This window comes from Campylobacter sp. LR264d (assembly GCF_008633895.1).
GTDB lineage: Bacteria > Campylobacterota > Campylobacteria > Campylobacterales > Campylobacteraceae > Campylobacter_D.
The window spans coordinates 43,095-67,339 of sequence record NZ_VJNT01000012.1 but is presented as its reverse complement, the minus strand read 5'-3'; the positions used below and the strand labels follow the sequence as shown (position 1 = coordinate 67,339).

Annotated in this window: 22 protein-coding genes and 2 pseudogenes; 9 read left to right on the top strand and 15 right to left on the bottom strand. The window is 29.7% G+C overall.

Translation table 11 applies throughout. The features are described from left to right. Positions 1–2: 2 nt before the first annotated feature. From FMM56_RS03375 to rpsU, 12 genes are all read right to left on the bottom strand, one after another. Positions 3–1,979: a motility associated factor glycosyltransferase family protein gene (locus FMM56_RS03375; protein ID WP_150207787.1), complete on the bottom strand. Its 1,977-nt coding sequence runs from the start codon at positions 1,977–1,979 to the stop codon at positions 3–5. Positions 1,980–2,073: 94 nt separating this feature from the next. Then, positions 2,074–2,697, bottom strand: a complete 624-nt coding sequence (locus tag FMM56_RS03370) for a formyltransferase family protein (protein ID WP_150207785.1) — start codon at positions 2,695–2,697, stop codon at positions 2,074–2,076. A gap of 19 nt (positions 2,698–2,716) precedes the next feature. Beyond that, positions 2,717–3,178, bottom strand: a complete 462-nt coding sequence (gene pseH / locus FMM56_RS03365) for a UDP-4-amino-4,6-dideoxy-N-acetyl-beta-L-altrosamine N-acetyltransferase (RefSeq protein ID WP_150207783.1) — start codon at positions 3,176–3,178, stop codon at positions 2,717–2,719. Then, positions 3,175–3,999: a UDP-2,4-diacetamido-2,4,6-trideoxy-beta-L-altropyranose hydrolase gene (gene pseG / locus FMM56_RS03360; protein WP_150151062.1), complete on the bottom strand. Its 825-nt coding sequence runs from the start codon at positions 3,997–3,999 to the stop codon at positions 3,175–3,177. The genes pseH and pseG overlap by 4 nt, the downstream gene beginning before the upstream one ends. Next, complete coding sequence (pseF, locus tag FMM56_RS03355; protein WP_150140051.1) at positions 3,983–4,678, bottom strand: pseudaminic acid cytidylyltransferase; 696 nt, start codon at positions 4,676–4,678, stop codon at positions 3,983–3,985. The genes pseG and pseF overlap by 17 nt, the downstream gene beginning before the upstream one ends. Before the next feature lies 1 nt (position 4,679). Further along, positions 4,680–6,395, bottom strand: coding sequence for an ATP-binding protein (locus tag FMM56_RS03350; protein WP_150207781.1), 1,716 nt, complete (start codon positions 6,393–6,395; stop codon positions 4,680–4,682). A gap of 8 nt (positions 6,396–6,403) precedes the next feature. Then, the gene (locus FMM56_RS03345; RefSeq protein WP_150207779.1) at positions 6,404–6,886 is read right to left on the bottom strand and encodes a hypothetical protein; all 483 of its coding nucleotides are present in this window, start codon (positions 6,884–6,886) and stop codon (positions 6,404–6,406) included. After that, positions 6,883–7,374 (bottom strand): YajQ family cyclic di-GMP-binding protein, encoded by a 492-nt coding sequence (locus FMM56_RS03340; protein WP_150151065.1) that lies wholly within the window; start codon positions 7,372–7,374, stop codon positions 6,883–6,885. Before FMM56_RS03340 ends, FMM56_RS03345 begins: the two co-directional genes overlap by 4 nt. Further along, the gene (locus tag FMM56_RS03335) at positions 7,364–8,296 is read right to left on the bottom strand and encodes a D-2-hydroxyacid dehydrogenase (protein WP_150206161.1); all 933 of its coding nucleotides are present in this window, start codon (positions 8,294–8,296) and stop codon (positions 7,364–7,366) included. Before FMM56_RS03335 ends, FMM56_RS03340 begins: the two co-directional genes overlap by 11 nt. Beyond that, positions 8,296–9,465, bottom strand: a complete 1,170-nt coding sequence (locus FMM56_RS03330; protein ID WP_150140046.1) for a glutathionylspermidine synthase family protein — start codon at positions 9,463–9,465, stop codon at positions 8,296–8,298. The genes FMM56_RS03335 and FMM56_RS03330 overlap by 1 nt, the downstream gene beginning before the upstream one ends. A gap of 11 nt (positions 9,466–9,476) precedes the next feature. Then, complete coding sequence (locus tag FMM56_RS03325; protein ID WP_150140045.1) at positions 9,477–10,052, bottom strand: UPF0323 family lipoprotein; 576 nt, start codon at positions 10,050–10,052, stop codon at positions 9,477–9,479. A gap of 112 nt (positions 10,053–10,164) precedes the next feature. Continuing rightward, positions 10,165–10,377 (bottom strand): 30S ribosomal protein S21, encoded by a 213-nt coding sequence (gene rpsU / locus FMM56_RS03320; RefSeq protein WP_150140044.1) that lies wholly within the window; start codon positions 10,375–10,377, stop codon positions 10,165–10,167. Between the two features lie 189 nt (positions 10,378–10,566). On the opposite strand from rpsU, the gene ccoG reads away from it, so the two are divergent. From ccoG to FMM56_RS03295, 5 genes and pseudogenes are all read left to right on the top strand, one after another. Further along, positions 10,567–11,946 carry a cytochrome c oxidase accessory protein CcoG gene (ccoG, locus tag FMM56_RS03315; RefSeq protein WP_150140043.1) on the top strand — a complete coding sequence of 460 codons (1,380 nt, stop codon included), beginning with the start codon at positions 10,567–10,569 and terminating at the stop codon, positions 11,944–11,946. After that, entirely contained in the window at positions 11,933–12,562 is a 630-nt protein-coding gene (locus FMM56_RS03310; protein ID WP_150207777.1) for a TetR/AcrR family transcriptional regulator, read from the top strand. The genes ccoG and FMM56_RS03310 overlap by 14 nt, the downstream gene beginning before the upstream one ends. A 175-nt stretch (positions 12,563–12,737) precedes the next feature. Then, a pseudogene (locus FMM56_RS03305) lies at positions 12,738–13,835 on the top strand (efflux RND transporter periplasmic adaptor subunit); the annotation flags it as partial. 72 nt (positions 13,836–13,907) lie between these two features. Further along, positions 13,908–17,027, top strand: a complete 3,120-nt coding sequence (locus FMM56_RS03300) for an efflux RND transporter permease subunit (RefSeq protein ID WP_150207775.1) — start codon at positions 13,908–13,910, stop codon at positions 17,025–17,027. Beyond that, positions 17,020–18,465: an efflux transporter outer membrane subunit gene (locus tag FMM56_RS03295; protein WP_150151340.1), complete on the top strand. Its 1,446-nt coding sequence runs from the start codon at positions 17,020–17,022 to the stop codon at positions 18,463–18,465. The genes FMM56_RS03300 and FMM56_RS03295 overlap by 8 nt, the downstream gene beginning before the upstream one ends. A gap of 4 nt (positions 18,466–18,469) precedes the next feature. Here FMM56_RS03295 and cmeU read toward each other — a convergent pair whose 3' ends face one another. After that, a complete protein-coding gene (gene cmeU, locus FMM56_RS03290) occupies positions 18,470–18,751 on the bottom strand; it encodes a CmeU family protein (RefSeq protein ID WP_150207816.1) in 282 nt (93 codons plus the stop codon). Between the two features lie 290 nt (positions 18,752–19,041). Between cmeU and FMM56_RS03285 the strand changes: the two genes are divergently transcribed. After that, positions 19,042–19,227, top strand: a complete 186-nt coding sequence (locus FMM56_RS03285) for a sucrose-6-phosphate hydrolase (protein WP_150140038.1) — start codon at positions 19,042–19,044, stop codon at positions 19,225–19,227. Between the two features lie 11 nt (positions 19,228–19,238). Continuing rightward, positions 19,239–19,973, top strand: a pseudogene (locus FMM56_RS08910) (DNA cytosine methyltransferase). Here the strand turns inward: FMM56_RS08910 and FMM56_RS03270 are convergent. After that, positions 19,964–21,841: a flagellar assembly protein A gene (locus FMM56_RS03270; RefSeq protein WP_150207773.1), complete on the bottom strand. Its 1,878-nt coding sequence runs from the start codon at positions 21,839–21,841 to the stop codon at positions 19,964–19,966. The pseudogene FMM56_RS08910 and the gene FMM56_RS03270 sit on opposite strands and share 10 nt — an antisense overlap. Positions 21,842–22,038: 197 nt before the next feature. On the opposite strand from FMM56_RS03270, the gene glmM reads away from it, so the two are divergent. Both glmM and lspA read left to right on the top strand, forming a co-directional pair. Continuing rightward, positions 22,039–23,376: a phosphoglucosamine mutase gene (glmM, locus tag FMM56_RS03265; RefSeq protein ID WP_150140035.1), complete on the top strand. Its 1,338-nt coding sequence runs from the start codon at positions 22,039–22,041 to the stop codon at positions 23,374–23,376. Continuing rightward, positions 23,369–23,836, top strand: a complete 468-nt coding sequence (gene lspA / locus FMM56_RS03260) for a signal peptidase II (protein ID WP_150207771.1) — start codon at positions 23,369–23,371, stop codon at positions 23,834–23,836. Before glmM ends, lspA begins: the two co-directional genes overlap by 8 nt. Before the next feature lie 8 nt (positions 23,837–23,844). Here the strand turns inward: lspA and FMM56_RS03255 are convergent, their stop codons facing one another. Continuing rightward, entirely contained in the window at positions 23,845–24,066 is a 222-nt protein-coding gene (locus tag FMM56_RS03255) for a helix-turn-helix domain-containing protein (RefSeq protein WP_150207769.1), read from the bottom strand. Between the last annotated feature and the right edge of the window lie 179 nt (positions 24,067–24,245).

The following is a 24,245-nucleotide window of genomic DNA, read 5'->3' as shown; positions in this document are numbered from 1 at the left end:
GCTTAACCTTGTAATTTTAAAGCTAATTTATTGAAAATTTTATCTCTGTATTTGCTAAGCTTTCTTTCTTTTATGATATTTTCAAAAGGGGTTAAATTTTCAAAAACGCTATTTTGCATAACATTTAAGTGCCCATAAATTTCATCAAAATGATTTAAATGCGTATTAATCCAAAAAATCTTTTTTTGCATGATCTCTGCTTCATTTTGTGGATTAAAAACATACAGTTTAGCCATATTTAATTCATTTTGATAAAACAAGGATTGAAACATATCTGATAAACAATTCTCATCTGATATTATTTTTTTAAGCTTATCTATCTCATTAAAACTATACTCAAAGATAAATTTTTTCTCTTCTTCATTTGCGTTATTTATGTTATTTAAGGAATTTATGATACTATTTTTAATTTGGATAATTTGCTTTTTAATATCTTGTGCTATACTTAAATTTTTAAAGATTCTAGCATAAGCCCTAAGTAAAAACTCATTTTGTTTAGCTAGACAAAAGGGTGTTAAGCCCCCCCCCTTAACTAAATCATCCTTTAAAAGCTTGTTGCATACTTGTAAAAAAGGCTCTTCAATGCACTCTTCAATACGTGCTCCACCTTCTGTGCAATTATAAGTTGTAATGCCAAAATATTTACTTTGTACTATGTGTTCTTGTAGGGTTATACGAAAGATATTCCAAGCATTTCTTGTAGAAACTTCTCCCTTGCCACCATAGGCCTTTACCTTTAAGCTATAATCTATCTCGTGTTCTTTGCCAGTATAGCCACCATAATTACCATAAACATGCCCACTAGCATGGGTGCTTCCATCCTCGCTTGAAAATGCTAAATCCTGCCCTATTAAAATGATATTTTTAAAATTTAACATACAAGCTAGACCAAAGGATAAATGGGCTACGCTTTGACCTGTGTTTAAGTATCCAAAATGATTAAGCCCTAAGCTATCAGAAAAGCCTAGTTTTTTTAATGCTAAAATATAATTTCTATTATTTTTTTCTAAATTTTCTATGCTTTGTTTATGGATTAAATGTGAGAATATAAAGACTATATCCTTATCAAATTCCTTAAAATCATTGTCAAAATATCTTGCAGTTGCAACAACTCTTTCTAAGGATAAAACATAATCAGGTCTTATTCCATGCTTATAAAGTATAGGATAAGCACTATCTGCTGCAAATAAAACTGCCTTGTTTTGAACTTCTTTAAGTAAAGGAAGCTGTTTTACTAAACTAGGACCTGTTGCTATGAGAATGGCTGTTTGATTACCACTAACCTTTCTTGTTTTAATCAAGCTTTCATAGCTTGGATGAGTTATCATTTTATCAAGATTATAAACTAATTGATTTATGCCTATTAGGGCGTCATTAGAATCATTTCCGTTATTTAATATAACATAATGGATTATTTCTGCTATTTTTTTATTAAAATCAAGAATTTCTTGGTGAAATTTTTTTTCATAGTATTTTGAGCTAAGTTTTAAAAAATATACCCTTAAAAAATAACACATAGGGATACTTCTAAATAAGGTAGTTAAGACAAAAGAATTAGTATCGCTATGATTGATATCAAAAAGCACGATTTTGTCATCCTTTAACTCCTTGCTAAAATCCACCAAATGAAAGATTGTCCAAATAATCTCTATGTCTTGTTCAAAAACTATGATATGCTTTAAGTACTTATTTTGCAAAAGCAATTTAAATAAAATTCCATTGCCAAAGCCAAAAAAGTATAAAACAGGGTAAAAAATATATTTTTGCTTATAAATTTGCTGCATTGAAAGTGTTTCTTGTAAGGCATTATCATATAAAAAATCATCACCCTTTTTTAAATTTATATCAAGCGAATCTTCGCCTATAACTACTTTATAGGAGCTTGATTTTATATTTTGAAGTGAGATTTTTAAATTCTCATTTAATAAATTATTAAGATTCTTATCAAAAATTTGCTTTTGTGGCTTTGTAAATTTCATAAAATCATCCTTTTTTTTGTATAGCTAAAATTATAATTATTTAATCCATAATTTCATCTAAAATTTAAAAGGTTTTTTTTGATATTTTCAAATTTCAATCTTGGCGATAAATTTTTAAAATATACTTCTTTCCATTTTTGTAAAAAAAGGCTGGGAATTCTTCATTAGAACAAATTCTAAGTAGATTAAATTGCGAATTGATACTTTTTTTAATGTTAAGTTCGCCATCTTTTGGATTTCTTTTCTTGCAAAAACTCTCAACCCCATTTTGCTTTTTAAGCTTAAAATTTGGATAAAGTTTTAAAAAATGAAGACAAAGTTTTATTATAAATTCCCCTTGCTTTGTCCTTAACTCATCATATAACTCATCGCCCTTTAAACGCAGGGTCTTTTGAAAATAAATATCCCCACTATCAACATTTATATCAGCCTTTAAACAAGAAAAAACTATATTTTTATAATTTTTAAGTATTTGATAAAACATAGGGGCAAAGCCCTTAAAGGCAGGTAAATTTGAAGCGTGAATTACTACATTTTCTTTATTTTTCAATAAGGTTTTTTTATCTATAATCTTATGATAACTTAGTATAAAAACTATGTCGTAATCTTTTATCTTATCATGCGAATAAAAAAGCTTACTATCTTTAATCTTTTTATTTAATTTTTTAGCAAAGGGTATGAACCATTGATTTTTACTAGTTAATATGGCTATTTTCACGAGGCAAGCCTCTCGTAAATTAAGCTAACCCCCCCCCATTTAAGCTAAGATAAATCATATTTTCATCCTTTTTTATAATCTTAAAACCATGCTTTAAATAAAGTGTTAAAGCCCTTTCATTATCCTTAAACACCCTAGCATTTAAATTTTTTAATCCTAAATTTTCAAAGGCATATTTTTTAATCTCTTTCATTAAAATAGCCCCAAAGCCCTTTAAATAAGGATTTTGATACATACCAAATTCACAACTTTGCTTATTTATATTTACAAAATCAATAACGCCTAAAATTTCATCATCATCAAAGACTAAAAAATATTTTTTGCTTTTATCATTTTTTAAATTTTCAATAAATTCTAAGTGAGTTTTTAAAGAAATTTCTTTTGTATGCATAAAAGAGGCGATTTTTTTATCATTCCTAAACATTAACACAAGATAAAGTTCAGCCCTATTAAGCTTAGTAAAATCCTTTAAAAATATCATTGTATAAACTCCACCTCAATGCCCTTTTGAACAAGCCAGTTTGCAGTTGGCAATTGATTATCCACATAACAAATAGCCTTAAAATTTGCCTTTAAAAGTAAGGCCTCATTTACCAAAGAACTTGCACTTATAATAAGCTTTTTACTTTCATGCATAAGCTTTGCGATATTGTCATAATTTACAAATAAGCTTATATTTTCATTTTCATTTGCAAATCTTCTAAGTCCTTTTAAATGAGCATTTGAACTACTTGTAGCAATGGCGATTTTTTTATCTTGGGGCAGGTCTTGGGCTATTTGTATGCTTAGATTTTTAATGTCAGTGCCTCCTAAGCAAATAAAAAAATCATAAATTTTCTTTCTTTTTTTCTTTACCTCTTCATAAAATTCATCTCTAAACAAGGCATAGGAAAAACCGCATCTTCTTTCACATTTAAAGGGTACTAGTCCATCATAATCACTTGCCTTTGCAAAGGCATTTACATTTAATAAAATATCGCAAAAATGTTCTTTTATGGTATCATCAAAGCTTAAAATTTTAACGCCCGTTTCAAGCTTTATAAGCTTTTCATCATTTGCACTAATATTATAATTATCTATAATCAAAAACTCAAATTTTTCAGCCTTTATTAAATTTATAAGTTCAAAAATGCTTTCATTTTCAAGTATAAAGATCTCGTAAGGAATTTCTTCAATTAATGCCCCTTCTAAATCAAGACAAGCAAAGCTAACCTCGCTATATTGTTTAGCTAAAACAAGGCACCTTTTAATATGCCCAAAGCCTATTTTTGAAGAACTATCCACCCTAATTAATGTTTTCATAATTTGCCTTATAAAGCAATTTTGCAAATTCTAAATCTTGCATGGTATCTATATCACAAACTAATTTTTTAGGCAATAAAAATACGCTAGAATGTGGTCTAAACATTATATTTTCACTTAACCACTCACTAGCCTTTCCAAAATAAAAAGCCCCACTATCATGGTATGCCTTAGTTAAATCTTGCGAGCGGGAGTTGTAATATCTTTCATCAAACATAGAAACTTGAAAGTTCTCATCAAGCTTAAAAGCCCTTTGTATAGGATAATCAAACTCAGTTGCTGCAAATAAAAACTTGCTTTTATTTTCCTTAAATCTTTCAAAAGCCTTTTTTAAAATATCAGCGTTTATTAATGGAGCAGTTGCGTATAGACAACACACAGAGTCTAAATTTTCGCCACTTTCTATAAGCTTTTTAATGTTTTCTTTAATCACCTGAGAAGAAGTAGTATAATCATCACTTAAATTCTCATCCCTTAAAAGTGCCTTTGCTCCAAATTTAATACCAGTTTGTAAAATTTCATCATCATCACTACTTACAAAGATCTCGTCAAAAATCTTAGAATTTAAAGCATTTTCAACGCTATAAGCAAGTAAGGGCTTGCCACAAAAATCTATAATATTTTTTCTTGGAATTCTTTTTGAACCACCACGTGCAGGTATAATGCAAATATTTTTCATATCAAAAGCCTACAATCTTGCTTTTATCAAAGCTTGAGTCAAGTTCTTTTCTAATGCTATCTAAAAAATCTTGCATTAAAAATTTACCCTCCTTTGAAACCGCAGCCCTTAAGGCAGTGTTTTTAATAACCATTAAAATTTGAGCCCCACTTAACTCATAATTTGCAAGTGTTTTTAAGTTAAATTCCTCGTCAAATTCCACATTTTTTGGTAAAAATTTTTGCCACATTTTAAGCCTGTCTTTAAATTCAGGCTTTTTAAATTCTATTTTATAGTCAAAACGTCTTGAAAACGCACTATCAAAGCTTTCTAAAAAATTTGTAGTGGCTATTAAAACCCCATTAAATCTTTCTATTTGTTCTAAGAAAATATTTTGCATTTGATTATGCATCTTATCGCTACCACTACCCCCACTAATCCTAGTGCTTAAAAACTGGTCTGCCTCGTTTAAAAGTAAAATAGGACTTTGTTTACAAGAATTACAAACATGTTTATAGGTATCAAAAATCTTACGCACATTTTGTTCGCTTTCTCCAACCCACTTACTTAAAATTTTAGAACAATCAAAGCTTAAAACGGCTTTTTTCATTGATTTTGCCATGCTTAGTGCTGACATTGTCTTACCCGTTCCTGCAGGTCCATAAAAAATAATCTTTGCTTCTATATTTTTATTTGTCTTAATACCCCAAGAATTTAGCCTTTCGAGCACCTTTTTATCTTGTTGTTTTAAGATATTTGCAAGCAGTATTTGCGTATTTTCAGGCATGATTACATCTTTTATATCTGTGCTTGGTTCAATTAACTCAAAAATATCTTGTTCTTTAATAGCATTTTCAAGCTTAATCTTAGTACTTTGCTTACCCCTAACATTAATAATTCTTTGCAAAATATCATCGCTTATAAAAAAGCTTTTATTAATCTGCCCGAAATTGCTAAAAAACTCATCGCCTTCAATTAATCCATTATCTATAAGCTTTGAGCCCTCATCTAAGATTTTTTTATTTTGCCTTAAATCAAGCTCGTTTTCACTTATCAAAGATAAAAGCGAATTTAACTCCCTATTGCTTGAATTTTCATCGCTTAGGGTATATTCTTCTTTTAAAAGGGCTATGAAAATGATTTGTTCTTTTTTTTCTAAGGCGTATTCTTTAAAAATAGCGTTTAAAACATTGTAAAATTTACTTTTTTTAAGGCGAGTTTTTATGTATTTTTCAAAATTAGCAATCTCTTTTTTAAGCTCTATATTATAGGAATTTGACTTCATAAAGCTTAATTTTTCATAAAATTCAATCCTAGTAAACTCGTCCTTTAAATATTCTAAAAAATCAGTATAAGCTTCGGTTTTATCAAGGCTGATTCTAGGCTTATTTTCTAAAAATTCCAAAAAATACTCACTTAAACTTAAATCATTTTGCAAAAGACTTAATTTTGAATTTTGAATTTTATTAGAATTGATAGCTTTTAAAAAGCCAGAACTTTGCACTATAAAACCTCTTGCGATTAAATTTTTAACATCTTGTAAATAATCTAAGAATTCATAATTTTTATTTTTAAAGGCTGTACTAAGCAAGGAAGAGGTATTTACGCTTGGATTTGCATTGACATAATTTTTACAAAGTTCTTGAAGTATCAAACCCTCATTTTTAGAACATTTAAGCTCCTTGAAAATTTTTGTTTTTTCAACGCTCATTGTTAAAAATTCCCTAAAATCTTGCATAATCTTTCCTAAATATAAAGCAAACGAATGCTAGTGTGTGAGATATTATCCCTAAAATTAATGCCCTCGTCACATTTTTCATATAAAATTTCATAATTTTTAGAGATTAAATTTTGATAAAAACCACAATCTGTATTAGTTAAATTCTTACCATTAAATAAAGGTTTTAAAAGCAAAATATCCTCTAAAAACTCATCATAATAAACATTTTTAAAAAATTTCTTATTAAAGCTAGTTTTATCATAACAAACGCCACTTGTACAAATTTTATCACTTATATTTAATTCAAAAAAGGCCCTGCCAAATTTATATACTTCTAAATTTATTTTTTGTTTATCTTGCTTTAAAAAACCATTATCATTTAGCCTAATGTTAGGTGAAAAAATAAAAATAGAAACGCTTTGTGAAGTAAAATTTTCATTCTTACTAGCACAAGCATTTAAAAAAAGCCCTATAAATATCAAGCATAAAAAGATAAATTTTTTTTTCATTTTAGGTTTTTAAAACTTAGTGTTAATTCTAAATTTAAGCCTTTAACAAGGCTAATTACAGCTTGCAAGTCATCAATTTGCTTAGCTACAACGCGAATTTCATCCCCTCTAATGCTAGAATTTACCTTTAATTTACTATCTTTTATAGTCTTATTAATCTTTTTTGCATTCTCGCTATCTATGCTTGAGTTTACCTTTAAATTTAAAGAAAACATAGCCCCACTTTCCTTTGAAAGTTCTTTAATAGCATTTGAATTTAAACCTCTTTTAATAAGCTTGGATATTAAAATATCCTTTAAAATTTCAAGCTTAGTCTCGCTTGAACTTCTTAATTTAAAGATATTTTGCTTTTCATCAAGTAAAAACTCAGTCTTTACGCCCTTTAAATCGTAGCGATTTTCAACTTCTTTTTTTGCTTGTTCAAGGGCGTTTTTAAGCTCTTGTAAATCAACACTAGCACTTATATCAAAACTATGTTCACTTGCCATTTGCTACCCATTCTAAAAGATTAGTATAAACAATTTTCATTAAGGCCTCCACAGCTTCTGTGCTAGCCCAAGCAACATGAGGGGTTATGATTAAATTTTGTTTATTTTTAATGCTTAAAAGTGGATGATTTGCTATCATAGGTTCTTTTTCTAGCACATCAAGCCCAACTCTTATATTTTTCTTATCTATAACCTTAGCTAAGTCCTCTTCATTTATAATGCCACCTCGCCCCATATTTATAAGTATAGCATTTTCTTTTAAAAGCATTAATTCTTTTTCTTTTAAAAGATTTTTAGTATTTTCATTTAAGGGTGCGTGTATACTTATAACATCACAAGTTTCAAGCAATTCTTCAAGATTAACTTGATTATAATTTGAATCGTTATTTCTTCCACTTGTTGAATAATAGCAAAGATTTGCCCCAAAGGTACTTGCGATTTTTGCTACTTCTTTTCCTATAGTCCCAAGTCCTATGATACCATAATTTTTAGCTTGAATAGAGGTTAATATAGCACTATAATCAGTAAAAATTTCACTCCTAGTCCAATTGCCATCCTTTACCCATTTATCATAATAAACTATTTGATTTAAAAAGGCAAAAATCAAAGCAAAAGTGTGCTGTACTACGCTTTTTGTAGAATAACCAGCTGCATTTTTTACTATAATATTTTTTTCTTTTGCATATTCTAAGTCTATATTATTAACCCCTGTTGCAGTTTCTAAAATAAGCTTTAAATTTGTATTGCTAAGCACTTCTTTATCCATGATAATCTTATTAACCATGGCTACATCTGCCCCTTGCAATCTTTCTATAACCTTATCTTTTGGCGTTGTTTGATAGCTAATAAACTCGCCAAAATTTTGAAACACACTTAAATCATAATTTCCCAAGGTTGCCGCATCTAAACATACAATTTTCATTAATTCTCCTTTATAATATGTCCTACAAATTTTGAAACATTATCAATAATCGTCCCACCCTTTCTAAAGCCTAAACCACAGCCTTCAAAGGCAAAAAATACTCCAGCTTGATAAAAATTATCCTTGTGAGTATTAAAAGTAGCTAAGGCTTGATAAATGCAAGGATTATTGCCATACGGGCCGATATTTTCATGCACTATTTTTTTATTTTTAACTATGCTAATATTTGCCCCTTCTCTGCCAAAAAAAGGCTTTTTTACATAATCACCTTGTAATGGTTCAAAGCTTGTTTCAAGCAATAAGGGGTGATTTGGGTAAAGTTCCCATAAAATTTTCATTATGCCCTTACTTTGAAAAAGCAAGGTATATGCTGGATTTAAAATAATAGCCTTTTGATTACGCATTATTTGAGTTAAAAGCATGGCTAATTCGCCTTCTTCTATAGCTATATCTTCCCAAGGGATAAGCTTAAACCAGTATTCAAAATTCTCATTATTTTTAAAAATTCCATTCTCTGAAAAATCCACCTCATCAACATAAGCAAAACTCGTTTTAAAGCCACTTTCAATGGCTATATGTTGTAAAAGCTTAGTGGTAAGTTCTTCTTCTTTATTGCCTGCTATGCTTGAAAAAAGAATTTTCCAACCCCTATAAAGTTCTTCAAAATTTTCGACATTTTCTTCTAGGCTAATTAATCTTTTAAAATTATCCATTAAGGCTTCGTAAATATTATTAAATTGAGCACTTTCATCAAGATTATTTTGTTTTAAAATCGCCCATTGTAAAATAGCACTTTCAAATAAAGAAGTAGGCGTATCAGCGTTAAATTCAATTAATTTTATAGGCTCATTATCAAGCCCACCTGCAAAATCAAAACGACCATATAAGTGCCAGTGCACATCATTTTCCCAGCTCATTTTAATAGCATCAATTAAATTAAAAGGGATATTAAGTTCTGAAAATCTATTATTATCAATTACATTTTGTGCTGCATTTACAAACATATCATAAAGTTCATTAGCGGCCTCATAATACGCATTTGCTTCTTTGTGACTAACGCAAACTAAGTTATTATCTATATAATCACTTCCATCTGTATCAGTATGCCAAGAAAAGCCCATATTTTCTAAATAATCTTTTTGTAATTTTTCAAGTTCTAAAAATTTCATTTTATTGACCTTTAAGAACCAAAAGAAGACGAGGACGAACTTTTTGAACCTCCACCAAAAAAGCCTGATTTTGTGCTACTTTTAGCACCTGCATTATTAAAGCTATTTACACTTCTTTGATAGGCACTTTGATTTGAAAAAGCCCCTCTTTGTTGATTCGCAAAATTTTGATTATTAAAAAGCTTTGAACCTATCCAGCTACCTAAAATAGCACCAGCTGCACTAGCTAGTAAGGTTTCGCCTAAGCTTAAACCTCCGCTACTTAATTGGGCATTATCGCTTATTAAAGCCGAGGTGTTATTGTCAATCCTAGCTGCTTCTTCTTTTATCAAAGCATCCATTTCTTGTTTACTTAATACCCTTTCACTGCCATCAAGTTGCTTTAAAACTACCCTTGTTTCATCGCTTGGAAATTGGTCTTTTATTTTGTATTGATTTGGGGCTATTTCTTCTATTATCACAAAGGCACCTTGTTGTGCTTGTTGGACATTTTCTTCTGTACTACAAGCTGTTAAAACACCACCACTAATAGCAGCAATGCCACCTAACATACTAATTTGAATAATTTTTTTGATATGTTTATTCATATTTTTTCCTAAATTTCAAAATTGTTAAATTCTAGCAAAAAAAAATAAATGCAAAGATTAAAAATATTTTTTAAATTATAAGAATAAAAAGCCCTTAAAAAAGGGCTTAATTTTAGAGTCTTGATTCGTAACGTCTTAGCAGATAAAGTCTTTTAAGCATTTTTTTACGAGCTGAAATTTTTTGTTTTTTACGAATTTCAGTCATAGGCTCAAAAAAACGTCTTGCCCTTACTTCTGTAACTACAAGATTCCTATCTACTTGCTTTTTAAATTTACGATAAGCCTCGTCAAAACTTTCATTAGGATGCACCTTGATACCTGGCACTATCCTCACCACCTTTCTGTATAAATTTTGTAAAAGCTAAATTATATTATAAAAATATGAATTTAAGTTTAAGCCTAAAAAGTGTATAATCGTGTAGTTTTTTTTTTTTTTTTTTTGATATTTTAACACTATTTAAGTCTTATTTTATTTTTTTAGTATTAATATCACAAAAAATGAGAAGGAGTGCTTATGAAAGCCTGTATTACTAATTATACAAATAAAAGGTATATTTTTTATATACTTGCTACTATTGTTATTTTTGCCTTGCCCTTTATTAGAGTTAATAAAAACCATTTCTTTTTACTTAGTTTTGACCACAAAAAATTAAATTTATTTTTTGTAGCCTTTGATACTCAAGAACTTTACTTAATGCCGTTTTTGTTGATACTTTTATTTTTAACAATATTTTTTATAACAACATTAGCTGGTAGAATTTGGTGTGCGTGGTCCTGTCCACAGACAATTTTTCGCGTTATTTATAGGGATATTATCCAAACTAAACTACTTAAAATTAGAAAAAATATTAAGGATAAACAAAAGGAATTTCAAGGACAATTTGTTAAGAAATTTATAGCTGGTATTTTGTTTTACTGCGTTTCTATTATAGCAGTGAGTAATTTATTATGGTATTTTATACCACCAGAAGATTTTTTTGCTTATATTCAAAATCCGGGCGAACATATGCTTTTAATAGGGATTATCTTTTTTGCATCTTTGTTTTTAAGCTTTGATATTATGTATTTGCAAGAAAAATTTTGTATTTATGTGTGTCCTTATGCAAGAATACAATCTGTAATGTTTGACCATGATACCATTCAAGTAATTTATGATGAAAAAAGAGGAGGGGTTATTTATGATGGGCATACAAAATTACATAAAAAGCCGCCTCAAGGAGAATGTATAGGTTGCGAGGCCTGTGTTAGCGTGTGTCCAACACATATTGATATAAGAAAGGGTATGCAACTGGAATGTATTAACTGCTTAGAATGTGCTGATGCTTGTTCTAAAATTCAACTTAAATTTAATAGACCTTCTTTGATAAATTGGACCAGTGCAAAGTCCATTGAAACAAGGCAAAAGGTAAATTATTTTAGATTTAGAACCATTGCTTATGTGGTAGTTTTAAGTATAGTTTTTATAGGCTTATTGATTGCAAGTACGAAAAAAGAGCATATGCTTTTAAACATAAATAGGGCTACTGAACTATATCACATAGAAAAGAAAAATGATAAATTAGAAGTAATTAATGCTTATACTTTCTTATTCCAAAATACTGATAATAAAGACCACCAGTATTATTTTGAAGCCATTTTAGAAGGCATTGAAGGTGGGATTGAAATAGTAAGTCCTAGTAAGCCATTTACCTTAAAAGCAGGTGCAAATACTAAAAAAGTAGTAACCCTAAGGGCTACAAAAAAACTTGCAAATGATGATAAAAAAGATACTATCATTCCTTTACACATAAGGGCTTACGCAGTTGATGATGAAAATATAGTTGTGTTTAGAGAAAGTATTTTTTCTTATCCTAAAAATACCGAATTTGACAAGTTTAAAGATGAAAAAAAATAAAACTCCAACGCCAAAGGCAATAGCTAGGCAAGAAAAGATTAAAGAAGTAGCCCTTGAGTTATTTTTAACCAAGGGTTATGAGAAAACTAGTATTAACGATATTATTAAGTTATCGGGTGGTTCTTATTCTAATATTTATAATACTTACAAAAACAAAAAGGACTTATTTTTAGCTATACTAGAAGAAAGAACTACAAAGCATTTTGAGAATGTTACAAAGCATTTAGCAAAGATAAAAAATAATGATTTAAAGGATGTTTTGTATCGTTTTGGATTAGCCTTTATACAAATTTTTAATGATAACAATACTATTACGCTTGGTAAGATAATTTACTCGCAAGTTTATAGCAAGGATAAATTAATAGCTACTTGGTTTAACAAAAATAGGTCTAAATTCATAGACCAGCTTTTAGCAAATTATTTTAAACAACAAGATAGTAAATTTTTAAGTGAAAATGCGCTTGAGTTAGCTGAGTTATTTTGTACTATGATAAAGGACCCAAATTATAATTTAAGCGTATTAATGGATAAAAAGCTTTTAAGTAAACAAGAACAAAAAAAACGCGTAAAACTTGTAGTTGAAATTTTTTTAAGTGGTATAAAAAATTTAAAATAATTTTTTTCATTAACCATTATATTAACCAAATTTATGTAAACTACATTTTTTTAATTTAGTAATAACAATTACTTTTTTAACAAATCGAAGTTTTAAGGGACTTAGAAGGTTTATAAAACAATCGTTAAATTACAAATACTAAAATATAAAATTTTAAAAACAGAAAGGTAAAAAAATGAACTTTGTAAATAAAAATATATGCTTTACACTACTTGCAACCTTATTAATAACAGCTTGTGAAAAACCAGCCCCACAAGCTTTGCCACCACAAGGAGTTAACATAGTAATTGCCATACCTGAGGATTTACCTTTAAAATTTGAATATCCAGCCCAGTTAGTAAGTGATTATGATGTAGTGATAAAACCTCAAGTTAATGGGGTCATAATGGAAAAATATTTTAAGGCGGGTGACTATGTAAAAAAAGGGGATAAACTCTTTTTAATAGAACCTTACAAATACAAAGCAGCAGTTGATGCAGCCTGGGGTAAGGCCTTACAAGCTAGGGCTGATTTTGACAATGCTGAAAAAGACCACGAAAGAAATAAAATTTTAATTGCTAAAAATGCTATATCTCAAAAGGATTTTGACACAAGCCTTGCAACCTATAAAAGCACTAAAGCTACGCTTGAAAGTGCTAGGGCTGATGTTTCAAATGCTAAGATTGACTTAGATTATACTGAGATAAAAGCACCCTTTGATGGCATGGTAGGCGATGCCTTAATTAATGTGGGCGATTATGTAATAGCATCTAGTACTGATTTAGTTAGGGTTACGAATTTAAACCCTATCTATGCTGATTTTTACATTTCTGATACAAATAAATTAAATATAGAAAGAAATTTGCAAAATGGAAGATGGGATTTGCAAAATTATAAGGTTTCTTTTAAAACGGCTGAAAGAGAATATGAAGGCGAGCTTTATTTTATTGATTCAGTTATTGATTTAAAAAGTGGTTCTGTAAAAGCTAAGGCCGTGTTTGATAATTCAAATTCTGTTTTATTACCAGGTACCTTTGTAACTCTTGCAAGTGATGGTTTTATACAAAAGGGTGGTTTTAAAATTCCACGCATTGCTTTGATGCAGGACCAAAAAGAAAATTATCTTTATACTATCTCCGAAGAAAGCACGGTTAAAAAGAATGTTGTTAAGGTAAGTTATCAAACAAGTGATTACGTGATTATTGAAAGTGGTATAAATGAAGGTGATAAGGTTATAATTGATAATTTCAAAAAAATCGGTGCTGGAAGTCCTGTTAGAGAACTTGGAGCACAAGAAGAAAATATTCAAGCCCATATAGCTAGTGAGATTGCTAGTGAAAATAACGAGACAAATTAGGAGCTAGCAATGTTTTCTAAATTTTTTATAGAAAGACCTGTTTTAGCTTGTGTTATTTCTATTATAATCACGCTAGCAGGTGCTATGTCTTTAATATCCTTACCTATAGAACAATACCCCTCACTAACCCCTCCAACAGTTAGTGTTAGTGCTACTTATACAGGTGCTGATGCTGCAACCATTGCAACAACCGTTGCTACGCCACTTGAAGAACAAATTAACGGCGTGGATAATATGATTTACATGGAAACTACAGCAAGTGCTGGTACTATGAGAATGACTGTTTATTTTAGGATAGGAACGGACCCTGACCAAGCCACAATAGATGTTAATAATCGCGTTTCAAATGCTAGTTCTAAACTACCAGAAGAGGTAAAAAGACTAGGTGTTACGGTTAGAAAGGCAAGTTCAACTACACTTGAGGCCCTAACCTTAGTTTCAACTGATGGAAGTATGAATTCAACAGAAGTTTATAATTATATAGTTTTAAATGTCTTAGATGACTTAAAACGCGTTCCAGGTGTTGGTGATGCTACAGCAATTGGTAATAAAGACTATTCTATGCGTGTATGGCTTGACCCTGACTTATTAAATAAATATCAAATCACAGCTAATGAAGTGCTTAGTGCAATTGATGACCAAAATATGCAATATGCCACAGGTAAGATAGGAGAAGAGCCTGTAATTAATAAGTCTCCTTATGTTTATCAAATCACTATGCAAGGGCAACTTAGAACGGTTGAGGAATTTGAAAATGTAATTTTAAGAGTAAATAGTGATGGTTCTTTTTTAAGATTAAAGGATGTTTCAGAAGTAGAGATAGGGTCTAAACAATATGTTTCTCAAGGTAGAGATACAGGTGGGGATGCTGTGCCTATTATCATAAATTTACAATCTGGTGCAAATTCAATTGAAACAGCAAGGCTTGTAAGTGAAAAAATGGAAGAACTTTCAAAAACCTTTCCAGAAGGCTTAATATATAGAATTCCTTATGATACTACTACCTTTATCATAGATTCTATAAAAGAGGTGGTAAAAACCTTTTTTGAAGCCCTAGTTTTAGTTATTTTGGTTATGTATATGTTCTTAAAGAATTTTCGTTCTACCATTATCCCTATGATAGCCGTGCCTGTTTCTATTATAGGGACCTTTGCAGGACTTTATGCCTTAGGCTTTTCTATAAATTTACTTACCCTTTTTGCTTTGATTTTGGCTATTGGTATAGTTGTTGATGATGCAATTATAGTTGTGGAAAACATAGATAGAATCATTCACCAAAACAAAGATATATCCATAAAAGATGCGGCCATTCAATCCATGAAAGAAATGACCTCACCTGTTGTTTCTATAGTTTTAGTACTTTGTGCTGTGTTTATTCCTGTGTCCTTTAACTCAGGCTTTGTTGGCGAAATTCAAAAACAATTTGCCCTAACTCTAGCCGTTTCAGTGTCAATATCAGGCTTTGTGGCACTTACCCTAACGCCTTCACTTTGTGCTATGTATCTAAGAAGAACTCATGAATCACCCTTTAAATTTGTGGAAAAATTTAACGCCTTTTTTGATTGGTCGACAGAGGTCTTTGTAAATGGGGTTCGTTATGTTTTGCATAGATTAAAATTATTTGTTATATTATTTTTTATCTTTATAGTAGCAACCGTTTTTTTATATACAAAAATTCCTACCTCATTAGTGCCTGTGGAAGATCAGAGTGTATTTATAGCCATTACAAATTTACAAGCAGGTTCGTCACTAAATAGAACGGTTGATTATATAGATAAAATGGACGGGGTATTTAAACAAGACCCCGTAATTAAAGATAGTATGGCTATGATAGGTTGGGATATATTAACTTCATCTTTAAAAGAAAATTCAGGGGTTGCCTTTGTTAATCTTAAAGATATAAAAAATAGAAAAGAAACCGCCTTTGATGTTACAAATTCTTATAATAGAAAATATGCTTATAATACGGAAGGTCAAACCTTTTTCATTAACCCACCACCAATTCAAGGTCTTAGTATAACAGGTGGCTTTGATATGTATGTGCAAAATCGTAGTGGTAAAACTTATAATGAGATTCAACTTGATGTAAATGAGTTAGTCCAAGCAGCAAGAGCTAGACCAGAACTTTCTAATGTGCGTACAACGCTTGATACAAGTTATCCTCAATATAAACTAGAAATTGATAGAGATAAGCTTAAATTTTATAATCTTACTATGCAAGATGTCTTTACAACGGTTGCTTCTACTATAGGAACTTATTATGTAAATGACTTTTCAATGTATGGAAAGAATTTCCAAGTAAATGTTAGGGCTAAGGGTGATTTTAGAAATACCCAAGATGCCTTAAATAAAATTTATGTTAAATCAAGTGATGGCAATATGATACCTCTTGATGCAATTTTAACACTAAGTACTTCAAGTGGTCCTGATGATGTTAAAAGATTTAATCTCTTCCCAGCTGCCCTCGTACAAGGCGACCCTGCTACTGGTTATACCTCAGGTCAAGCCATTCAAGCAATCTCTGAGGTGTCAAGTGAGATTTTAGGAAGTGATTATACTATTGCTTGGTCAGGTACTGCTTATCAAGAAGTAACAAGTTCAAGCGATGGGCAAATAGCCTTTGCTATAGGACTTGTTTTCGTGTTTTTAATCTTAGCAGCCCAATATGAAAGATGGCTTATGCCAGCAGCAGTTATTACGGCCGTGCCTTTTGCGGTGCTTGGGTCTTTGTTGTTTACTTATTTAAGGGATTTTAGTAATGATGTATACTTGCAAACTGGACTCTTACTCTTAATAGGACTTTCGGCAAAAAATGCAATATTAATCGTGGAATTTGCCATGGAGGCACATTTAAGAGATGGAAAAAGCATATTTGATGCTAGTTTAGAAGCTGCTAGACTTAGATTTAGACCTATTGTTATGACCTCCTTAGCCTTTGGTCTTGGAATTGTGCCACTAGTTGTAGCAACTGGGGCAGGTGCGGCAAGTCGCCAATCACTTGGTACCGGACTTCTTGGAGGCATAGTAGCAGCATCTACCATAGCAATCTTTTTTGTACCTTTATTTTTCTATCTACTAGAAACCTTTAATAAATGGCTTGATAAGAAAAAAGGAATAATAAATGAATAAGTTACACATTTTAATTTTAATTTTTGCCTTGTTTTTTACGGCTTGTTCTTTAAAGCCTAGATTAGTAATACCCGAGGCAAATTACACTGCAAAGGATGATAATACAAGCCTTTCTAAACAATGGTGGAGAGGCTTTGAGGATGAAAAATTAAATAAACTTGTAGAACAGGCCTTAAAAAATAATACCGATTTGCGTATTGCTTATATTAACCTTGAAAAAGCAGCCGCGCAACTTGGTATTGAATTTAGCGATTTATTGCCTAAAATTGATGCTACTGGAAGTGGGACTAGGGCTAAAACTTCAAAAAATGCCCCAAGCAATCAAACAAATAATTTTGTATATGGCAATGATTTTATCCTAGGTCTTCAAATGAGTTATGAACTTGACTTATGGGGTAAATATAGAGATTCCTTTTTTGCAGGACAAGCAGCCCTAAGGGCTAGTGAATTTGACTATGAGGCCTCTCGTTTGTCTATTATTGCAAGTGTGGTACAAGGATATTTTAACCTAGCAAATGCTTATGAAAATATGAATATCTTAAAAGAAACTTTGGATGCTTATACACAAACCTATGAGATAAAAGAAATTCAATTTGAAGCAGGTAGCATTGATGAGTATGAGTTAGAACAAAATAGGGCTGAATTACAAAGCGTAAGGGCTCAATATACAAGTGCCATTGCCACTAAGGAAAATTACTTAAAGGTGCTTAAAATTTTAATAGGAAGTGATGATTTAGATGATATTTTATATAATGAACAAGATTATACTAAATTTGCAAAATATTCCCTATCTTTGCCCGAGGGCATTAGTAGTGAAATTTTACTTCAAAGACCTGATATTGGTGCAGCCTTACAAACACTAACACAGCAAAATTACCTTGTAGGTGTGGCAAGAACTGCCTTTTTGCCAAGCATTTCTATAACAGGACTTTTTGGTTTTGAAAGCTATGATTTAGACCTTTTATTAAAAGATGGTAGCAAAACCTGGAATATAGGTGGTAGCTTTACCCTGCCTATTTTTAGATGGGGTGAAATTTGGCAAAGTGTAAATTTAGCTAAACTTGCAAAGGATGAGGCCTTTTTAAATTATGAAAACATACTTAGAACCGCCTTTGCAGAAGTGCGTTTAGCCTTAGCCCAAAGACAAACAAGTATGCAAAATTATGAAAATTATAAAACCTTGCTAAGTTCTCAAGAAAAAATTTATGACCTAGCAAGTATTCGTTATGAAAATGGCAATATTCCACTTATAGAATATTTAGATGCTAGAAGAAATTTACTTAATGCTAGAATTTCCTTTGCTAGTGCAAATTACGATATGGCAAATGCTATTGTTGAAGTAATTAAAGCCTTTGGAGGTGGCTTTAAGGCAGATGATAAGATAGGTGATAATATAGAAGAAGATGCTAAGAATTTAAATTTTTCATTTAGAGAGTAAGGACTTAAAAGTCCTTACTTAAATCACTATCTTTAATCTCATAAGCACTATAAACACTAGGTAATAATTTTCTAATAGCATAATCAAAATGATAAAATCGTTCATAAACTTTTTTTGCATTTAAAGCCTCAGCGTTTTCAAAATCAAAAATATCGCCCTTTATTTTTGCTATATTTTCATCAAAAAAGGCATAAAATTTAGCCCTAGAAACAAAAAGTTCATTAAGATTTTTAAGTATTGTTTCTTTTTTGCTAGGTTCTTTTATAAAATCATTATTTTTAAGCATTATTTTAAGCCTTTTAGCAAAAGCATTTTTTAACCTTTTAATAGCCTTTTTTTCTGTCTTTGCACTAAGGCTTAAAGGAAAATCCTTATACCTAGCAAAATACTTTCCCTCTTTACTTGTTATAATAAGTTCATAAGGCAAATTCATATAATATTTTAAGTCCTTTTTCACATTTTATCCTTTAAAAAAATTTTAATAGTAATTTTAGCTAAATATTGCAAATAATCTTTGCTTTGACAAAATTTAAAATTTAGACTATAATTAAACTAAATATAGTCTAGGAAACAAAAATGAAAAATAAAGATTTAATTTACCTTGATACTTATGTATTACAGCAAGATATGCGAATTCGTATGCCTAAAAGTATCTTAGAAAATTTAGATATTGTAAAAGGAAAAAGCAAATTTAAGGTTTATTATGACAAGATTAATTCTCAGCTTATATTAAGAGTTGATGAAGATAACAAAGATAAATAATAAAGAACTTTATGTCTAAAATAAGAGTTGTATCTTTATTTGCTGGGATTGGTGGATTTGAAGAAGGCTTTAAAAAAGCAAAAATAAAAGCAGATATCGTATTTGCATCAGAAATTAATTCTTTTGCAAGACAATCTTATATTGCGAATTTTTCAAATAAAAATTTATATGGAGATATTACAAAAATTGACGAAAAAGATATCCCAAGCCATGATTTATTAGTAGCTGGTTTTACATGTCAATCATTTAGTATTGCAGGTAAACAAAAGGGATTTGATGATATTAGAGGAACCTTGTTTTTTTGATATAGCAAGAATTCTTAAGGAAAAAAACCTAAATATGTATTATTAGAAAATGTCAAAAATCTTATTAGCCATGATAATTGTCAAACTATACAAAAAATATTAATTACATTAAATAAAATTGGGTATGTTGTTGACTTTACAATAATAAATTCATTAGAAGCTGGAGTACCACAAAACAGAGATAGCACATATATATGTGGGATATATAAGGGTAAATGTGAGAAATTTATCAAAGATACTAAAAATAACAAGATTAATCAACTAAAAATAAAATTAAATAACTATAAATTTAAGGGATTTAATTTTTTTAATAATGTGCATTTTTTTGCAAAAAATAAATATATTAATAGATATTTATTTTTGCGTAAATTTATAAGATTAAGCCATTTTAAAAATGGCTTAATTGCTTATTTAAAGCTAAAATTTAGACTCTACTCATAAATAAAATCTAAATATTTTTGCTTGTTAAAAGGCTTTAACTCATTCTCATCCATGGCATGTCCAAAATTTAGCACATAAGAATCATTTTGTTCTTTTAAGGTAATCTTAGTGCAATCTTCTTCTCCTCTTAAAGTATGGGCAAGTGTAGTTTTTGGAAAGGGTATATTAAAAATAATCTTATTATAACCATCTCCCCAAGTATTGTCTATATTTATTACTTTCGCCTGGGTCACTATTTTTTGCATTTTTGTCAAGTGTTCTCCAAGCTTATCTACATTTTTCTCCCCACTTCCTAGAATTTCAATAAGTTCTTTTTCCCTTTTAATAAGCCCTTGAAAATTTACAATCTGCCTTTCAAAGCTTTGAGGTACAGGTTGATTATTTTCTCTTAATTGCTTGTATGATTTTAAGATATTACTCATACTTTCCTTACTAGCAGCCAGGCTTTTTTTAATAAATTCTAACTCCTTTTTTAAGGCTACATTTGTCTTTTTAAAGGTTTCAATAGCTCTAAATGACTCTTCTAAACTATTTTTAAAAGATTGAGAAACATTCATATCAAAAGAAAAGGTATTTGATTCCCCTTTGCAGTGTTCTATAATGCAAGTTTTTAAAAATTTAATGGTATTTTGAGAATGCAAACTTTTAATATAAATTTTTTCTGCTTCAATATTAGAATTTATGCAAGTTTTAACAACAGCAATCTTAGCCTTTATAAAGCACCTTTCAGCCACATTTACAAAGGCAGTATCAGCTTCTAAATAGCCTTTGTGATTAAAAATTTGTGCCTTTTTTGCATAAATTTTAGACTTTGAATGCGTTTGTCCGTTTATATTTACATTTTTACTTCTAATCGTGCTTTGGGCTACCGAACCTTGCAAATTTATCTTTTCAGTTTCAACCACAATCCCATCTTTTATCCCATCTTCTTCTTTTAGGGTTTGGATATTTAAGGATACTTTTTTATTATCACCTGCAAGAACTGAGCCTGTATTTTTGAGATTTAAATTTTTCATATCCAAGCTATTTACTATATCAAAATAAAAACTCTCATTTTTTACAAAGCCATTAATCTTAGCAAAATACTTTATACTGCTTGAATTTTCTTCTTTAATGAAGTGTTCATCATTAACGCTAAAAATTAATTGAGGCGAGTAAGAAATATGACTTAAAAACTGGCATTTTAAATTTTTTCCATCCTTGCCTTCAATGATTTTTTTATATTCTAAAACAAGTTCATTTTTTTCTATAATGCTTGAAAATTCCTTTTTTGCATAAGAAAAATCCTTACCCTTTTTTTCTTCTAAAATTTGTTCATAATGCAAAATTAATTTTTCATCAGTATCATCAACACTAGCAACGCCTCTTGCAATAGGTAAACTATAATCTCTATCAATAATACCATCTTTTAAAAACTTAGCCCCTAAAAGCTTTATATTATTGTGAAAATCAAAAATTCTAAAATCAAGCAAAAAGCCAGCATTTGCCATAGCCCTATAAATTCTATCCTTTAAAAATTGTGTTATATCTTGCTTAATAGGTCTTTCACTTTTTTTAAGCACAGCCCCAATGGTTACATTTCCCATATTTACAAATTTTAAATCAATCACAGGTTCATTTTCTTTTTTATAAATTTCAATCTCATATTCTTGATAAATCTTAAAATTTGTATTGACAAAAAAATTATCATGTTCAAACATTACTAGTTCTTCTTTATCAAGTAAGATATAATTGCCATCATTATTCTCACTATAATGCGTAAAAAAATCACTAATTTTGTAAGAATACTCACTTGCCTTTAACTCATTTTTTCTAATAAATTCTTCAAAGCTTTCTTTTGGAAAACTAGTCCTTATTTTTTCGTTCATATCAAATCCTTATTATAAAAGTTTGAAATTATATATAATCTAATGAATAATATTTATTAATTAGAAATTTTTTAAAAAATTTTACAAAAAATACACATTAAAATAAATTTTTGTATAGATAAGTAACAAATTTAAGGCAATTATTTTTTGTTATTTATTTTAGCTATAATTTATTTAAAATTTTACAAAGGCTTATTATGAAACTTTTTGGGACTGATGGGGTTAGAGGTAAGGCTGGAGAATTTTTAGATTCTTTCTTAGCTATGCGTTTGGCTATGGCTGCTGGAATTTATTTTAAGGATAAACGTGTAACTAATAATATTTTAGTTGGAAAAGATACAAGAAGAAGTGGTTATATGATAGAAAATGCCATTGTTTCAGGGCTTACTTCTATAGGTTATAATGTAATTCAAATAGGTCCTATGCCAACCCCTGCCATTGCTTTTTTAACAGAGGATATGCGTTGTGATGCAGGTATTATGATATCAGCTTCTCATAATCCTTATTTTGATAATGGCATTAAATTTTTTGATTCTGATGGCAATAAACTGGGCGAAGATAAAGAAAAAAAGATTGAAGAAATTTATTTTAATGATAATCTTATAAAAAGTTCTCAAGTTTCTATGGATAAGATAGGTCAGGCTAAACGTATTGATGATGTTATAGGGCGTTATATAGTTTGTATTAAAAATTCCTTTCCAAAAAATTTAACCCTAAAGCCTTTAAGAGTGGTTTTGGACGTAGCACATGGGGCTGCTTATAAAGTAGCCCCTACCGTGTTTAAAGAACTTGGGGCCGAGGTTATTGTTATAAATGATGAGCCAAATGGTTTAAATATAAATGATAATTGTGGGGCACTACATCCTATGAATTTGGCTTTAGAGGTTAAAAAACTCAGGGCAGATGTTGGCTTTGCCTTTGATGGGGATGCTGATAGGCTTGTGGTAGTTGATGAAAAAGGCGTGGTAGCAAATGGAGATAGCTTACTTGGTGTTTTAGCACTTTTCTTAAAAGAAAGAGATTGTCTAAATTCAAAGGTAGTAACTACGGTTATGAGTAATGGGGCCTTAAAGGAATTTTTACATAAACATAGTATCGGGTTTGAAATTTGCAATGTTGGCGATAAATATGTGCTTGAAAAATTAAAGGCTTGTGGGGGAAATTTTGGTGGAGAACAAAGTGGTCATATTATTTTTAGTGATTATGCAAAGACAGGGGATGGCTTGATAGCTGCTTTGCAATTCAGTGCCTTAATGCTTACAAAGAAAAAATCAGCAAGTGCGATTTTAGCACAAATTAAGCCTTATCCTCAGCTTTTAGTTAATCTTAAAATTTCAGAAAAAAAGGATTTAAATAAAATCAAGGGCTTAAAGGAATTAAAGCAAGATTTAGAAAAAAAGGGCATTAATTCTTTATTTAGATACTCAGGGACTGAAAATTTGATTAGATTATTACTTGAGGCAAAGGATAGTAAGCTTTTAGAAAAAGAAATGAAAGTGGTTAGTGAATTTTTTAAGAAAGCTTTAAATGGCTAAAATTTTAGATAAAAAATCTTATTTTTTATTTTTTTTAAGCTTTGTAATAGTTTTTTTACTAGACCAGGGCTTAAAATTTCTAAGCTTAAAAGGGCTTAGATTTAATAGTGAATTCTTAGATTTAACCTTGGTTTTAAATGACGGAGTAGCCTTTTCTATGTTTGATTTTTTAGGGCCTTATTTAAAATACTTGCATTTAGCCTTGGTTGTTGCCCTTTTTATTTATCTTTTTTGGCAAAAAAAATTTTTACAAGATAATATAATCGCTTTTGGGATAATGCTCTCATCTGGTTCTTCAAATTTGCTTGATCGCTTTATTCATAGTGGGGTTGTAGATATGTTTTTTTGGCATAAGTGGTTTAATTTTGCTATTTTTAATCTAGCTGATGTGTTTATTAATCTTAGTCTTGTATTGATTATAGTAAAGGAGTTGTTTTTTAAGAAAAAGCCCCTAAGTTAAGGGCTTTGTTAAGATTTTATTTTATCGTTGAAAAATTCACGCATAATGTTAAATCTTTTTTGTATGATTAGAAGTTCAAACATTTTCATAGCCCATATAGGTAAACTTGTAACACCCCTTGCCCATTGGCTTATTGTATTTTCGGCTATTCCCATGGTTTTGGCCAATTCTTTTTGCGTAAGACCCAATTCATTACAAGTTGTTTTTATAATCTCTTTAGCACTTTTCATAATATTTCCTTTTTATAAATTTAAATCGTCATTATTCTAACATTTTTTAAATAATTTATCAAAGGATTATTTAAAAAATATTGATATTTTTTATTTTTTGTTTAAATTTATGGCAAATTTGTAAATAATGAAAAATTTAACTAATCAAAGTTAAAACTTAAATTTGACAATTTTTAAAC